The organism is Paenibacillus ehimensis NBRC 15659 (genome assembly GCF_004000785.1).
GTDB classification, from domain to species: Bacteria; Bacillota; Bacilli; order Paenibacillales; family NBRC-103111; genus Paenibacillus_G; species Paenibacillus_G ehimensis.
Map to the genome: position 1 here is coordinate 145,115 of NZ_BILX01000008.1, position 14,669 is coordinate 159,783.

The following is a 14,669-nucleotide window of genomic DNA, read 5'->3' on the forward strand; positions in this document are numbered from 1 at the left end:
TTTAATCCGGCTTCGAACAAATCAACTCGCCCGTCCGGGCATCGATCCAACGAATTTCCCGGCCCTTTTTCTTATGCACCAGACGGTACATCAAACGGTAGCGGCGCCTTTTGCCGCTGCCCGAGTAATCCGTCTCCCACCCCAGCTTCAGATCCAGCGCTTCCGCATAAATCCGGCGCGCCTCCGGCTCGTCCATGAGCGCCGTAACCTCGACGGCCTGCAATTGCGCCGGGTCGACGGACGGGCCCATCATGGATCCGATCTGCCCCGTCGTCTTGTTGACGGATAACCGGAAATGGTCGAATTCCATCCAGACGCCCTGCTTCCCGATGCGGAATTCGAAATGCTCCCTGCCAGAATCAGCTTCTTCCTCCCGCTGCCTCAGCTGCATAAATGGCGCCAAACCGGGCTGCGCACGGGCCATAAATCCAAGCGCGATGTCCAAGCATTCGTCCCGTGTCAGCCTCAGCTCCCCCGGAAGCTCCTCTTCAAAACGAAAAAGCGACACCAGCCTCCCGCCGGCCGGATCGATCTTCGCTTTCACGGTCTCCTCCGACCGCTCCCGCATAAAAGCATCCAGCGAAAGGTCCTCTGCCGCATCCGGCTGCCAATCGCGCCTTCGCCAGACGAACCCGGTCAGGCGGTCGTCCATTTCCACTTCCCTCAGCAGCTCATACCGGTCCGGATCGAGGCCGAGCAGTTTTAGAGCATCCTCCGCCGTCCGGACGGGCGGGGCCTCGACCGCCGGCACCGGAACGGGCAGCCATACGGCCGGCTCTTCGGATTCCGTGTCTTCGTCGGCCGCTTCGCGGGCCTCCTCCACTCCGTCCGCGCGGAAATGCATCCAGCGGGTTGTCGGCTCGTAGACCAGCCTCAGCTCATCCTTATCCGAATCGTCAACGGACTTGTAAAGGAAGGCCAGCCGCAGGTCCAGCCTGGCGGTATCCGCAATCTGCCGCAGAAGCTGCTCCTTCGGAACAAGGGACTCCGGGATTTTCGGCTTCGTCTGCCGGCCGAAATACCGGAAGTCGCTGACTATGCCGCTCCGGTGAACCTTGACCCGGAAGCCCGACATCGGCAGCGGCATCCCCATAACCTCCTGCTCATAGAAGAAAAGCGTCCCGGACTCTGCAAACTTAGTGCCCGTCAGGGAAAACGGCTTCAGCGCGCCCGGATAATGATCGAGCGCAAACTTCTCCGCCCGGAGCCGCAATTCCTCCACAGACAGCTCCGGCAAATCGCCGGCCGACTCCTCCACATCGATCGTATACTCAATCAGATCCCCTTGAGCGTTAAGCTCCACGGACAGGCCGCTATCCTTGCCGGACTTGCTCCATATGGGATCCTCTCCCGCTTTGGTCCAGACGAACATCGCCCGTCCCCCTTCGCGCTTATCATCGCGATAATCCGCAATCGTAAGCTCGTACGCTTCCGGGATATCGAAGAGCTCCTCCGTCCGCAGCTTCAATTCGGCCAGCTTGTGCCGCAAGGCTTCCTCAGCCGATAATTCGGATGCCCCGGCCGCCGGAGACGGTGCCGAGCCTGCCGGTTCTTCCGGATTGGCGTATCGTTTGCGCAATTCCTTCAACCCCCCTGGGCAAAATGGTTTTGACCGTGCCTGCCGGACCGCGGAACGCAGATCGAGACGGTCATCGGAATCGGACGCGAAAGCCCGCTGACGTTCGGCTGCACGGTCGTCGTCCGGCGCCAGCCGCTGCCGTTTGTCCAGCACCGTCAGCACGCAGTTGATGACGATGCGGATTAGCCAAGTAGCAAAAAACTGCGGCGGCTTCGGCCCCGGCAGTCCGACAAGCACCTTGTAGCCCCATAGACCACATCCTCCGCGTCCATGTCCTGCCGCCGTAATAATAGGCAACCAGCCGCAGGCGGTCCTGCTGTCCCTCGATCAGAGCCGGGAAGGCTGCGCGAGTGCCCGCCTGGGCGGCTCTGGCCCGGTCGCTTCGGTTCATGTGTTTCCCCTCCTGTGTATACCCTTTAGACCGGCGAGAGCGCAGTTAGGTTTCAGTGTTTCGAAAAAAATCCTCGTTCAGCCATTACCGTCATGCATACGCGCGAGTCGCACTTTCGGGCGGCAACTTTCAATAACGGTCACCTTCGACATTTTTATACAATTTATCCCAAAAGCTGAATTGACCCTCCCGCTATCAACTTTTCTCCCGAACCTTCCCCGGGAACGCTGTCCTTTTGGCCTACGCTATCCTCCTCCCGGTCGCACGCCAACCGACTAATTCTGCAGCCGCTTTTCACCGGTTTAACCTATGGTTATTTCATTCGCAGCCTTCCCGGTATTTTCTTTTTGAAAACGAATACATTTTATTAAAATTGTATTGAAAACACTGGTATATTGTGGTAGCTTGGTAATATATTTTTACAATCTTAATATTACAAATCATCCATTAATCTTTTACCACACCTAGAATTTGGGACGAGCACTCACTTCCATCCGGGCCTTCCTCATGCTCCCGCCGTCCCCGAGCCGCCAACTCTGCTGCTCTGTCTCCCTTACTTCATTGAACCTGCATAACAACGCAGCAGTCGATGCGACTTGCGTATTTTTGCAACGGAATCACAGAACGATTCATCGTCGTTCTTGATTATACAAAATCATGAAAAAGGAGCGAGCTTATGAAGATTCGCAAATGGCTGGCTACAACGGTCATCTTGACTGTTGTCGGCGCAACGGCAGCCGGATGTACCGGCGGCAGCGGTACGACTCCCGGTACGGGAACCGAAGGCGGCGAGAAGAGCGCTGCCCCCAAGCAGGAAATCACCCTTAATTTCAGGACGGAGCCGGGGGCGATGGACGTCTCCAAATCGACACAGGTGGCAGCGTTTACCGTCATGAACGCCGTCAGTGAAGGGCTGTACCGTCTGAATAAGGACGGGAAGGCCGAGCCGGGGCTTGCTAAAGACATGCCGAAAATTTCGGAGGACGGTAAAACGTACACGATCCAGCTGAAAGACAATTTGGTCTATTCCGACGGCCAGCCGGTCAAAGCCGAAGACTTCGTTTACTCGTACCGGCGTACGCTGGACCCTTCGACTAAAGCGCTGTATGCATTTATGGTAGCTTGGATTAAAGGCGGGGCGGACGTGCAGAAAGCCAAAACCCCCCAAGAGCTCGAAGCGGCGAAGAAAGCGCTCGGCGTTAAGGCACTGGATGAAAAAACGGTGGAAATCACCTTGGAACGCCCGATTCCATTCTTCACCGAGCAATTATCCTTCCTGCAATTTTTCCCGCAACGCAAAGATATCGTCGAGAAGTATGGCGACAAAAACGGCGCAGACGCAGAATCCGCCATCGGACCGGGACCGTTCAAGCTGGCCCAATGGGATCATGAGCAGCAGCTCGTCTTAGTCAAAAACGATAAATATTGGGACAAAGATAATGTCAAGCTGGAAAAAATCACGCTGAACATCGTCAAAGACGAGAACACCGGTCTGAACCTGTTCCAAACCGGAGCGACCCAGCTGCAAAACATCACCCGCGAGAGCATTAACCAGTGGGAAGGAAAGCCGGAATTCGTCCTGCAGCCCGAGCTGTCTTCCTGGTATATTAAGCTGAGCCAGGAGAACGTCCCGGCCTTCAAGAATAAAAAAATCCGTCAAGCGCTTGCGCTTGCCATCGACACCAAAGCATTCATCGAAACCGTTACAGGCAAAGGCCCCGTGCCGGCTACCGGCTTCGTACCGAACGGAACGAGCGACGGCAACGGCGGAGAGTTCCGCAAAAAAGCGGGCGAGCTGCGGCCGAAATTCGACCCGGCCAAAGCGAAGCAATTGCTGCAAGAAGGCTTGAAGGAGCTGGGCGTGGCGCAGCTGCCGAAGTTCAAGCTTCAAGCGGACGACAACGGAGTCGGACCGAAATCCGTCGAATTCATTCTCGCCCAATGGAAGCAAAATCTCGGCGTCGAGGCGATCGGCGAGCCGGTTCCGCACAAGCTGCGCGTAGATAACGAGAACAACCACAAATACGAAGCGTCTCTCTCCGGCTGGAGCGCCGATTACAACGATCCGATGACGTTCCTTGAGATGTGGGTGACCGGCAATGAATTCAACGATGTGGGTTGGTCCAATGCCGAGTACGACAAGTTTATTAAAGGCGCGCAGGGCGAGTTGGATAAAGCGAAGCGTTCGCAGATGATGGTTGACGGCGAAAAAATACTGATGGAGGAAATGCCGATCATCCCGAACTACTTCCGCTCCCTGAGCTGGCTCAAAGACCCGAAACTGCAAGGCGTGGTCTTCCCGCCGTATGCGCTTGAATACGAACTCAAGTGGGCGTATGTGAAGTAAGTTCGAGCCCCAAAAAAGCGAAAGCCGTTCTTCCGTTGAACAGCCAACGGAGGACGGCTTTTTTTCTATGGCGGGCCTGCTGGACCTGTACCATTGTTTGAACTAAGGCTTCGCCTTATAATCAGGGTATCGTTCAACCTACACTTTAACTGCCCGAAAGGAGGGTGACCGCATGGCATCGGCTTCATCCCGTCCCCGGGCGGTCATTATCGGCGCCGGTATCGGCGGATTATCGGCAGCGATTGCGCTGCAATCCGCCGGGTGGGACGTCTCGGTCTACGAGAGGACACGCGCCCTGTCGGGCATCGGCGCAGGCATCGTGCTCGCCGCCAATGCCATGAAAGCGCTGCGGCAGCTTGGAGCGGACCAGCAGGTAAGCCGCCTCGGAGCCCCCGTACGGCAAGCGGACATTTATACTTCGGACGGACGGCTGCTGGTATCGCTGCCGACAGACGAGCAAGCCCGGCGATACGGGGTGCAGAGCTACCTGATTCACCGGGCCGATTTGCATTCCGCTCTGCTCGGCCGCCTGGAGCCCGGGACAGTACGCACGGATAAGCGTTTGCGCCGCTGGAAGCAGAGTGAGCGGCGCATCGAAGCCGTCTTCGAGGACGGCACCACCGCGGAAGGAGACGTGCTGATCGGCGCCGACGGCCTCCACTCTGCCGTTCGGGCGCAGCTCTTCGGCGAGGCCGCCCCGCTTCGTTATGCCGGCTATTCCGCGCTGCGAGGCATCGCGCATTGGCACGACGAACGGTTTCCGTTCGAGCGGGGCGGCGGCTTCGAGGCTTGGGGGCCAGGCAAGCGGTTCGGCGTCTCGGCGATCGGGCAGGGACGCATTTTCTGGTTCGCTGCCGTCAATGCGCCGCAAGGCCAAGAGCTCCCTCCCGCCGAGAGGAAGGCGGCCGCGCTGCGCCAATTTCGCGGCTGGATGGAGCCGATCGAGGCGCTGATCTCCGCGACCGACGAGGCCTCCATCCTTTCGCACGATATTTTCGACCGCCGGCCGCTCGCCGGCTGGAGCCGGGGACGCGTGACCTTGCTTGGCGACGCCGCGCACCCCATGCTGCCCAACCTCGGGCAAGGCGGGGCGCAGGCGATGGAAGACGCCCTTGCGCTAGCCCGCTGCCTGCGGCAGGCATGCGGCACCCCGGGCACGCCTGATGCCGCCGCCGCTCTGCGTCAATACGAGCGGGAACGGTTCCGGCGGACCGCGCTGGTCGTCCGCAGGTCGCGCGGGATGGGCCGGATGGTGCAGCTCGCGCACCCCGCCGCCATGGCCGTCCGAAACCGGCTGCTTCGCCTTCTCCCCGCCCAAATGCAAATCAGCCGGCTGGACTGGCTGGTCGGGTATGAGCCTTAACCCGATCAGCGCCTGAGTACAGCCAGCACTTCCTCAACCGGCAAGGCGGCGACCGTTCTTCCTTTGCGCCCCGTGGTCGTCTCCGCCATAAACAAGGAGTTGTAGATTGCTTCCTCGGTCGCCTCTGCGACGGCGCGGAAGCATTCGGACATCAGACGCCCGTCTTCGCGAACGACGCGGAGCTCCAGCACGCCGGAAGCCGGCGTATGCGGAATGCGGTTGCCGTTGCTAAAGGCGATCACGATGTCGCCGCTTCCGTGATGCGCGATCGAGCCGGTGCGCGCCAAACCGAAGCCCGCCCGCTTGGCAATCCGCTTCAATTGGCGGGCGTCCATCGGCAGGTCGGTGCCGGCTACGATGATGATCGAGCCGTCATTGTCCCGTGCCTCCTCCGGCTTCGCACGAAGGGCCTCGCCCACAGGCTTCCCAAGGATGGTCAAATCTTCCCCAAGGCCGAAGTTCGTCAGCACCAACACGCCGAAATGGTAAGTTTCCCCACCCACTTCTACCTGTCTGGATGATGTCCCGATTCCTCCCTTGTAGCCGAAGCAGACCATCCCGGTTCCGGCTCCAACCGCCCCTTCCAAGACGCGGCGGTCCTTGGCTGCCCATCCCTGCCGGATCGCTTCCATCGCATGCTCCGGACGGACATGAAGTCCTCTCATGTCGTTTAGCGACGAGTCGTTGCATTCTCCGGTGACGACGTTCAGCGAGCCGTCGCGGTCTCCGATTCCGTCATCCTGTGCCAGCATATAACGAAGCGTGCCTTCGGTCACCGCCGGTACGCCGAACGTATTCGTCAGCATGATCGGCGATTCGATGACGCCCAGCTCGTCCACTTGAACGAGACCGGCCGTTTTGCCGAAGCCGTTGATTACATGCGCCGCAGCAACCGTTTTTTCGCGAAACCAATCGCCTTGATGGGGCAAAATCGCCGTGACCCCCGTCCGGACGCAAGCGTCGGGGCGGTCCTCGTGTAACGTCACATGCCCTACGGATACTCCCGGGACATCCGCGATACTGTTAAGCTGTCCGGTCGGAAGCTTTCCGACGGTAAATCCGTAATCGCGCAATCGCTTTCTGCTCATAAGCTATTCTCCCTTTATTCGTTTACGCGCTTCAGCATGCGTGAGCCGTAGAAGGCGGCCCAAGCCTTCGGCTCGTCCTTGAAGAAGAACCGGATCGGATAGCCGCTTTCTGCGATGACCAGCGTACGGTCGTCGCTGGCCCGCAGCGCGAAGACTTTGCCGTCAATGACAGCGACGGGCGAATGCCCTTCAAGCACGATGTCGACGCTGCCGCCCTCGGCGGATCGGTAAGCGCCGGTCAGGCGCAGCAGCTCCTCCGGAGAGGCCTCGTACGTCGGCTCCACGCTGCTCTTTTGCCCCAAGGGGAAGCCGAGCGCCGTATTGACCGCCGCCAACCACAGCTCGTTTGCGGGCACGTTCGCCACGTTCGTCAAGACGGCGGCCACCAGCCCGCGTTCGGGCACGAAGCCAAAATACGACGATACCCCGGGCTGGCCGCCTCCGTGCTCGACAAGCGTAACGCCGGAATAGTCGGGGATGATCCGCAGCGCACAGCCGTAGAACACATTTCTGCCGATCCGGTGTATCGGCTCCCGCATCTGCCTCAAGCTTTCGCTCCGCGCCACGGAGCGGCCGTTCGAAGGCTCGGCATCGTTCACGTAAATTTGCCCGTATTTCAGCAGGTCGCGCACCGTCGACCGAATGCCTCCGCCCGCTTCATAGTTGCCCAGCTTGGGCCATGGCACCTCGTCCAGCGTTCGTGTGCCGCCGCGCTTCACATACGGCACAGAGACGTTATCCCAAGCGGCCAGCTCTTCCAAGCTGAATGTGGACCGGCTCAGCTGCAGCGGCTCCATAATCCGCTCAGCGATCGCCGTTCGGAACGGGCGGCCCGTGAGCCGCTCGATGATCGCCCCGAGCAGCAGGAATGTGTCGTTGCAGTAGCTGAAATATTCCCCCGGCGCTCCCAATAGCTCCATCTCTTCGCTCGCCAAATAGTCGAGGTGCTCGGCGAACCGCCGAAGCTCCTCCCGGCGGCGCAGCGGCGGGACGCCCGCCGTATGGGAAAGCAGGTGCCTCACGCGGATGCCGTCGCTCCGCATGCCGCCGGAAGTGCGCAGCTTGAACCCGGGAAGGTGCTTCGTGACAGGATCGTCCAACGAAAGCTTGCCTTCCTCCGCAAGCTGCATGATCGCCAAGGCCGTGAACGACTTGGTGACCGACGCGATGCCGAACACCGTATCCGGGGTAACGGGCTCTCCCGTTGCCATGCTTCTAACGCCGAACCCCTGCTGGTAGACGGTCTCCCCGTGCAGCGAGACGGCCACGGCTGCGCCGGGGATCGCCTCTTTCTCCATCATCGCTTTCACATAGGCTTCGAATCCGGACCAGTTGCCGGTCATGACAGCACCTCCATAGACTGCGCAGTCCTCTTACTTCGGACGGTTGCGCAAAAAGTTCCCTGCGGCAAATCCGCGCACTTCGTCTTCCTTATAATATTTTAGCAGCTCGTTGATCAAGTTCTGGCTTTTGCCCGCGTGCTCCAAGCCTGCGACAAACTCGGAAATCCCGTCAAAATCCGAACCGAGCCCGATATGCCGCACGCCGCCGAGCGCGCACAAATGATCGATATGCTTTAACAAATCGGCGATCGTTACATGCCTTTCCCGCTTCACAAAGGCAGGGCAATAAATAACGTGAACCGTCCCGCCCTTCGCAAACAGCGCCTTAACCTGTTCGTCCGTTAAATTGCGCGGGTGATCGCAAACCGCCCGCGCGTTGGCGTGGCTTGCCATCGGATATTCCGCCAGCTCAACCACATCCCAGAACGCCCGCTCGCACAAATGAGCCACATCGGTCAGCAGCCGGTGCTCGTTATTGAACCGCACAATGTCCCGGCCGAACGTGGTAAGTCCGGCGCCGCGCGGCTCCAGCACGCCGTCGGCAGCGAGATTGGCGTAATTCCAGGTCAAGCCGACCGCACGCACGCCAAGCTGGTATAAAATGTGCAGCTGGCGCAGGTCGTTGCCGATGGGATCGACGCCTTCCAGCGTCAGCATGGCTCCGATCTGCCCCGGTTCGAGCGTGTCAAAATCGGTCCAGCTGCGAATCTGCTTCATTTCCGGATGCTTCCCGAGGACCTCGTCGTAGAAATAATGAATCTGATCCAGCGCCGCTTGAAACTTCTGCTCCGCCTTGAGTTGAGGCGGAACGAAGACCGCAAAGCACTGGACCTTCACGCCGCCCTGCTGCAGCCTAGCCTTGTTCGTCGCCAGCTCCTCCGAGCTGCCGTAGGACAGCTGTCCGCCGCTTTTCCAGAGCTTATACAGCGCGTCGCAATGAAAGTCGATGATTTCGATGTTTTGCCCCATTTCTTTCATCCAGCCTTTCCTAGTCCTGTCCCGTCATTGCGCGGAACCGCTCGTACAGCGCCCGCGCGACCGGTCCCGGCTTGCCGTCTCTGACCAAGCTTCCGTCCTCGAAACGGACGACCGGCATCACTTCCGTCGTCGTACTGGTGATGAACGCTTCGTCCGCCTGCCGCAGCTCCTCCGGCGTAAACGATTGCTCGATGAACGGGATACGCAGCTCGTGCGCGATCCGCTGCACCGCCATTCTCGTAATGCCTGCCAAAATCTGATTGGACAGCGGCGCCGTCCGGATCGCTCCGTCTTTGACCATGTAGACGTTGGAGCTTGTTCCTTCCGTCACTTGCCCGTCCCGCACGAGAACCGCTTCAAGGCATCCGCGTTCGGACGCGGCTTGCTTGGCCAAAATGTTGGGCAGCAGGTTGAGCGACTTGATCCAGCAGTTCAGCCAGCGCTCGTCCGGATGCAGCATGACGCTGATGCCGGCGGCCCTTGCGTCGGCCGGTATTTCCCGAAACGGCTTCGCCGTCATCGAGACGGACGCCGGGCATGCCGGAAACAAATGATTGCGGGGGGCGATACCGCGCGTTGCCTGCACATAAAGATCAAGATCCGACAGCCCGCTTTTTTGCGTCAATTCGCCGATGATTCGCTTCAACGACTCGCCGTCGTGCCCGATTTCCAGACGGATCGCCGCGGCGCTCTTGAACAAGCGGTCCAAATGCTCGTCGAGCATAAAAGGCCGCCCTTGGTAAACGCGGATCACCTCATATACGCCGTCCCCGAATTGATGTCCCCGTTCGTCGATCGGAACGGCCGGTTCGTCCGATTGAATAAAGCTCCCGTTACAATAGGCCAAAGCCATGATGCAGCCCTCCCTGGTTAATGTCTCATGTTACTAACAAACTAATTGATTTCCGCAGGCCGGTCCAATAGGATAATGACATAGTGGGTATAAAAAAATATAATACGAGGATGGGAGGCGTTTTATGAATACGGATCACGTTGAATGTTTTGTCATGGTGGCTCTGACCGGAAGCTTCAGCAAAGCGGCCAACCTGCTGTATTTGTCCCAGCCTACGGTAAGCCAGAGGATCAAAGCGCTCGAAGCCGACCTGAACTGCAGGCTGTTTCAACGAACCGGCCATGCCATCGCCTTGACGGAGGAAGGCGAAAGCTTCCTTCCCTATGCGAAAAGCATGCTGCAATCGCTTCAGGACGGGCAGCAGGCGATCCAACGGATTCACGGGAAATTGGAAGGAGAGCTGTCCGTCGCTTCCGTTTTCGGGGCGGCCTTTTACCTGCTGCCTCAGCTCGTGGAGCAGTTCCAAATGCTCTACCCGAAGGTGAAGCTGACGATTTTGACCGGGCATTCGCATCAGGTGCTTGATATGGTGTTAAACCACGAGGTATCCTTCGGGATCGCCCGGGCCGTCAATCATCCGCAGATCCGGCGCATTCCGATCCTGAAGGACGATATGCTGCTGGCGGTCTATCCGGGCCATCCGTTTCACGACCGCAAGCAGGTGACGATTGAAGATGTCGCCAAGGAGCGGCTCATTTTATTCAATCGCGGCTCGCTCGATTGGACGCTGATTAACGGGGCGTTCAGCCACTTCCGGCTGGACCGGCACGTGGTCATGGAGGCGGATAACATCGAGGTGGTCAAGCGGATGGTTAAGCAACGGCTGGGCATCGCGTTTCTGCCCCGCTTCTCGATCCTCCACGATTTAGAGAGGGACGAGCTGCGCGAGGTGGAAGTCGCCGGACTGCCGCAGCTGAACCGCAATTTCGAGCTGATTTATTTGAAAGACATGTCGCTGAACCAGATCATGGAGCAGTTTATCGGCTTCTTATGCCAGCACCATGCGCAGACCGGCCATTGGCCGGATCGGGGATAAGAACGAATGTGGCAAGCTTGGCAAAGCTTCCGCGCGTTATTCTAAGCCGTCTCCCCGCGGCGTTCTGAAAGGCGTGCGAAAAAACGCCGGAAACCATGGCTCCGGCGCGGGCGATTCTGATGTATACTTATCAGGAGAAACAATCCTTTGTGCGAAGGAAGCAAAAGAATGGATATACGGAAATTGCGCTACTTTATTGCCGTGGCGGAAGAGCTTCATTTCAACCGTGCCGCGGAAAAATTGAACATGACACAGCCTCCCCTCAGCCAGCAAATTCAAGCGCTGGAAAAGGAACTTGGCGTGAAATTGCTGGAACGCAGCAAAAGACAGGTTCGTCTTACGCCGGCGGGGGCCGTTTTTTTAGAAGAGGCCAAAACGATTTTAGCTCAATTGGAGCGGTCTATTAAGACGACGCAGCTTGCGGGTCGAGGCATAAGCGGTCATTTGGTTATTGCGTTCGTGGACTCGGCCGCGGGCGGTTTAATGATCGATATTCTAAAAGGGTTTCGGGAGCATTTCCCGCAAATACAGCTTACATTGCGCGAGATGACTTCCGCCCAGCAAGAGCAGGCCTTACTTGACGGAAGCGTTCATGTCGGCTTTCTCCGCGCCATTGAACCGGCGAAGCATCTGGCTTATCGTACATTCGCAATAGAATCGCTCTTTGCCGTACTGCCCGAACAGCATCCGTTAGCCAGGCAGCCGCTTCTGTCCGTCAGCTCGTTGGAATGTGAACCGTTCGTCTTGTTTCCGCGTCATCTGGGAGTCGGTTTTCATCGCCTGATCATGGAATTTTGCTCCCAACATGGCGTTTATCCGAATGTCGTACAAGAAGCTATTCAGATGTACACCATTGTAAACTTGGTGGCCGCGAACCTGGGCGTTTCCATCGTGCCTTCTTCCGTTGCCGAATTTCGGCGCAGCGGCGTCGTATTCCGGCCCTTTAAGGAAAGCGCACCGCCGGTCCCTCTTTATGCCGCTTGGAGAACCGATACGGATAAGGCTGTCTTGTCAGCCTTTCTCGAGACCATGGAAGCCGTATGTTCGGCGGCTATGGCTCGCGGATAACCTGCCAATCAACCGGTTTTTCCTGGATCGCGCTCAACCAGTCCTTCCAAAATATGATCGATTTCCCTCATCATTTCAGGGTCAAGACGAAGCCCTGCAGCCTTGACGTTCTCTTGCACTTGCTCCGGCTTGGATGCCCCGATAATGGCGGCTGACACCTGCGGATTTTGCAGCACCCATGCTATGGCAAGCTGCGGCAGCGTCAACCCGGCTTCGTGCGCAAGGGAAGAGAGCCTGGAGACAGCCTGCAGCACTTCGGTACGCATCCACCGCCCTGCCAATCGCTCGAAAAAGGAAGCACCGGCCGGCGTCGAAGCACGGGAGCCTTGGGGAACCGGCTTATCCGGCATATATTTCCCGGAAAGAATTCCTTGTGCAAGCGGCGACCAGACTACCTGCCCGATTCCTTCCCGCTCGCAGGCCGGGACGACTTCCGCTTCGATAACGCGCCATAACATCGAATATTGGGGTTGACTCGCGATCAGCGGAACCTTCAATTCCCGTGCCAATGCCGCCCCCTCCGCAATTTGTCCCGCCGTCCACTCGCTTATCCCGATATACAGCACTTTTCCTTGCCGAACCAGATCCGAAAAAGCCAAAAAGGTTTCTTCAAGCGGCGTCCTCTCATCAAAGCGGTGCGCATAATAGACATCGATATAATCCGTCTGCAATCTGTTCAACGAAGCATGGCAGGCTTCCATAATATGCTTGCGGGAAAGCCCTTTGTCGTTCTGTCCGGTTCCTGTCGGATGGAAAACCTTGGTGCACAGCTCGACGCTTTCGCGGCGCACTCCTCTCAAAGCTTGGCTCAGCACCGTCTCCGCCTTCGTATCCGAGTAAACATCCGCTGTGTCAAAGGTCGTAATTCCTGCATCCAACGCGGCTCGGACACAAGCATAGGCCGTGTCGTTGTCCACTTGCGCGCCGTGGGTAATCCAGTTTCCAAAAGCAATCTCGCTTACAGACAAGCCGCTCGCGCCCAATCTTCGATAGTTCATCTGATCTACCTCCTTTCAGGTTACAATCCGATTATATTTAACCGAAATGAATAGGTGAAATATTCTTTTTTATAGGTATTAATTCAAAATCCATATTTATTGTAAGAAATAAAATGCATGTCACTCCTATTTCATAAAAAAAACCGCCCGACTTCGCTAAGTCGGACGTTCTTTTTATGTGCAGGCCCTTGCGTTTGCCCGCCGGAGGAACGGCCGCGGAACGCCGGCACAATGGAACCCGTTCGTTCCTCTTGCTCGTGCTCCCTGACCGCCTTCCGCTTCTTACGGCGGAGATTACCCGATCGCCCAGTTGCCTTGACGGAACACAGGCTCGCGGGTGCCGTCCGGCAGCTCGCCGTCAATATCCAGCTCCGCCGAGCCGACCATAAAGTCGACGTGCGTCAGGCTGACGTTCGCGCCCTTGGCCAGCAGCTCCTCCTTGCTCATCTTCGTCCCGTTCTCGATCGTAAACGGATAGGCGCTGCCGACCGCGAAATGGCAGGACGCGTTCTCGTCAATACCGGTGTTGTAAAACACGCGGTTCAGGTTCGAAATCGGAGAATCGTGCGGAACGAGCGCAACTTCCCCCAAATATTTCGCCCCTTCGTCCGTCTTCAGCAGGGCATCCAAATATTCAAGCCCGACCTCTGCCGTATAGCTGACCACTTTGCCGCCTTCGAACGTGAGCGAAAACTTGTCGACCAGCCGGCCGTTCAAGTTTAACGGCTTCGTGCTCGTCACCGTTCCGTTCACGCCGGTCCGCAGCGGCATCGTGTACACTTCCTCCGTCGGCATGTTGGCTACGAAGTATACGCCTTGATCGTCCGTCGTCCCGCCGCCGTGCCAAACATGCCCTTCGGGCAGCTCGACCGATAAGTCGGTGCCGGGAGCCCGATAATGCAGCTTTTTGTACTTCTTCTCGTTGAGCTTCTCCTTGACCTGCTTCAGCCGGCCGATGTGCTCTTGCCAAGCCGCCACGGGATCTTCCGCGTCGACCCGGTTCATTTGGAAGATTGTATCCCACATCACCCGGACCCGCTCTTCCTCCGGAAGCTCGGGGAACACCTTGGCCGCCCAAGCGCGCGTCGGCGCCTTCACGAGACACCAGCTGAACTTTTTGTTGCGCACGTAGCTTTGGAATTTCTCCCTCGCCACGGCCATCGCTTTCGTCGCCCGCGTCACCTTGTCCGAATCGATGCCCTTGTACAATTCCGGGTCGGGCACCTTGATGTTGATCAATGCCCCGCCGTTCTCCGCGAGCTGCTCCATCATCGCCGGGATCCACTGCGGGTAATAGTCGAACGATTCGTCGGGCGCATATAAGAAACGGTTTCTCGTCACTTCCTCGTCATCCCATTGAACCTGCACGTATTTCGCTCCCGCTTCGTATGCCTTTTGCACGACTTTGCGGGTGAACGGCGCAGCTTCCAGCGGCGATTCGATGTGAAGCACTTGTCCGGGCTGAACGTTCGCTCCGACCCGGACGACAAGCTCCGCGTATTTTTCCAGACTTCGGTCAAAAGCTTCCATGTCCCTGTCTCCTGTCCTATCGATTGGTTACTCGTACCATTATACTAGAAGTCGGAAGACGAACCAAGCGTACTCCCAGGCTCGGATCCGGTCAA

The 14,669-nt window shown here is 57.9% G+C and carries 11 protein-coding genes; 4 read left to right on the forward strand and 7 right to left on the reverse strand.

The features are described 5' to 3' along the window. Window position 1 precedes the first annotated feature (1 nt). Window positions 2-1,876, reverse strand: a complete 1,875-nt coding sequence (locus PEH01S_RS07380) for a YcdB/YcdC domain-containing protein (protein WP_246062824.1) — start codon at window positions 1,874-1,876, stop codon at window positions 2-4. Window positions 1,877-2,646: 770 nt separating this feature from the next. Here PEH01S_RS07380 and PEH01S_RS07385 point away from each other — a divergent pair. After that, a complete protein-coding gene (locus PEH01S_RS07385; RefSeq protein WP_127484571.1) occupies window positions 2,647-4,317 on the forward strand; it encodes a peptide ABC transporter substrate-binding protein in 1,671 nt (556 codons plus the stop codon). 172 nt (window positions 4,318-4,489) lie between these two features. Beyond that, window positions 4,490-5,680, forward strand: coding sequence for an FAD-dependent monooxygenase (locus PEH01S_RS07390; protein WP_127484573.1), 1,191 nt, complete (start codon window positions 4,490-4,492; stop codon window positions 5,678-5,680). Between the two features lie 5 nt (window positions 5,681-5,685). On the opposite strand, the gene PEH01S_RS07395 is transcribed toward PEH01S_RS07390, so the two are convergent. From PEH01S_RS07395 to dat, 4 genes are read right to left on the reverse strand one after another with little or no spacing between them, the layout of a single operon-like run. Then, window positions 5,686-6,768, reverse strand: coding sequence for a DmpA family aminopeptidase (locus PEH01S_RS07395; protein WP_127484575.1), 1,083 nt, complete (start codon window positions 6,766-6,768; stop codon window positions 5,686-5,688). A gap of 14 nt (window positions 6,769-6,782) precedes the next feature. Beyond that, on the reverse strand, window positions 6,783-8,111 hold the full coding sequence (locus PEH01S_RS07400) for a serine hydrolase domain-containing protein (RefSeq protein ID WP_127484578.1): 1,329 nt from the start codon (window positions 8,109-8,111) through the stop codon (window positions 6,783-6,785). Between the two features lie 30 nt (window positions 8,112-8,141). After that, window positions 8,142-9,089, reverse strand: coding sequence for a dipeptidase (locus tag PEH01S_RS07405; RefSeq protein ID WP_246062825.1), 948 nt, complete (start codon window positions 9,087-9,089; stop codon window positions 8,142-8,144). Between the two features lie 10 nt (window positions 9,090-9,099). Then, window positions 9,100-9,942 carry a D-amino-acid transaminase gene (gene dat / locus PEH01S_RS07410; RefSeq protein ID WP_025849887.1) on the reverse strand — a complete coding sequence of 281 codons (843 nt, stop codon included), beginning with the start codon at window positions 9,940-9,942 and terminating at the stop codon, window positions 9,100-9,102. A 124-nt stretch (window positions 9,943-10,066) separates the two neighbouring features. Between dat and PEH01S_RS07415 the strand changes: the two genes are divergently transcribed. Continuing rightward, window positions 10,067-10,978, forward strand: coding sequence for a LysR family transcriptional regulator (locus PEH01S_RS07415; RefSeq protein ID WP_025849886.1), 912 nt, complete (start codon window positions 10,067-10,069; stop codon window positions 10,976-10,978). Window positions 10,979-11,146: 168 nt separating this feature from the next. Next, on the forward strand, window positions 11,147-12,046 hold the full coding sequence (locus PEH01S_RS07420) for a LysR substrate-binding domain-containing protein (RefSeq protein ID WP_127484580.1): 900 nt from the start codon (window positions 11,147-11,149) through the stop codon (window positions 12,044-12,046). Between the two features lie 8 nt (window positions 12,047-12,054). Here PEH01S_RS07420 and PEH01S_RS07425 read toward each other — a convergent pair whose 3' ends face one another. Beyond that, window positions 12,055-13,044, reverse strand: coding sequence for an aldo/keto reductase family protein (locus PEH01S_RS07425; RefSeq protein ID WP_025849884.1), 990 nt, complete (start codon window positions 13,042-13,044; stop codon window positions 12,055-12,057). Between the two features lie 294 nt (window positions 13,045-13,338). After that, window positions 13,339-14,574: an aminopeptidase gene (locus PEH01S_RS07430; RefSeq protein WP_127484582.1), complete on the reverse strand. Its 1,236-nt coding sequence runs from the start codon at window positions 14,572-14,574 to the stop codon at window positions 13,339-13,341. Window positions 14,575-14,669 lie beyond the last annotated feature (95 nt).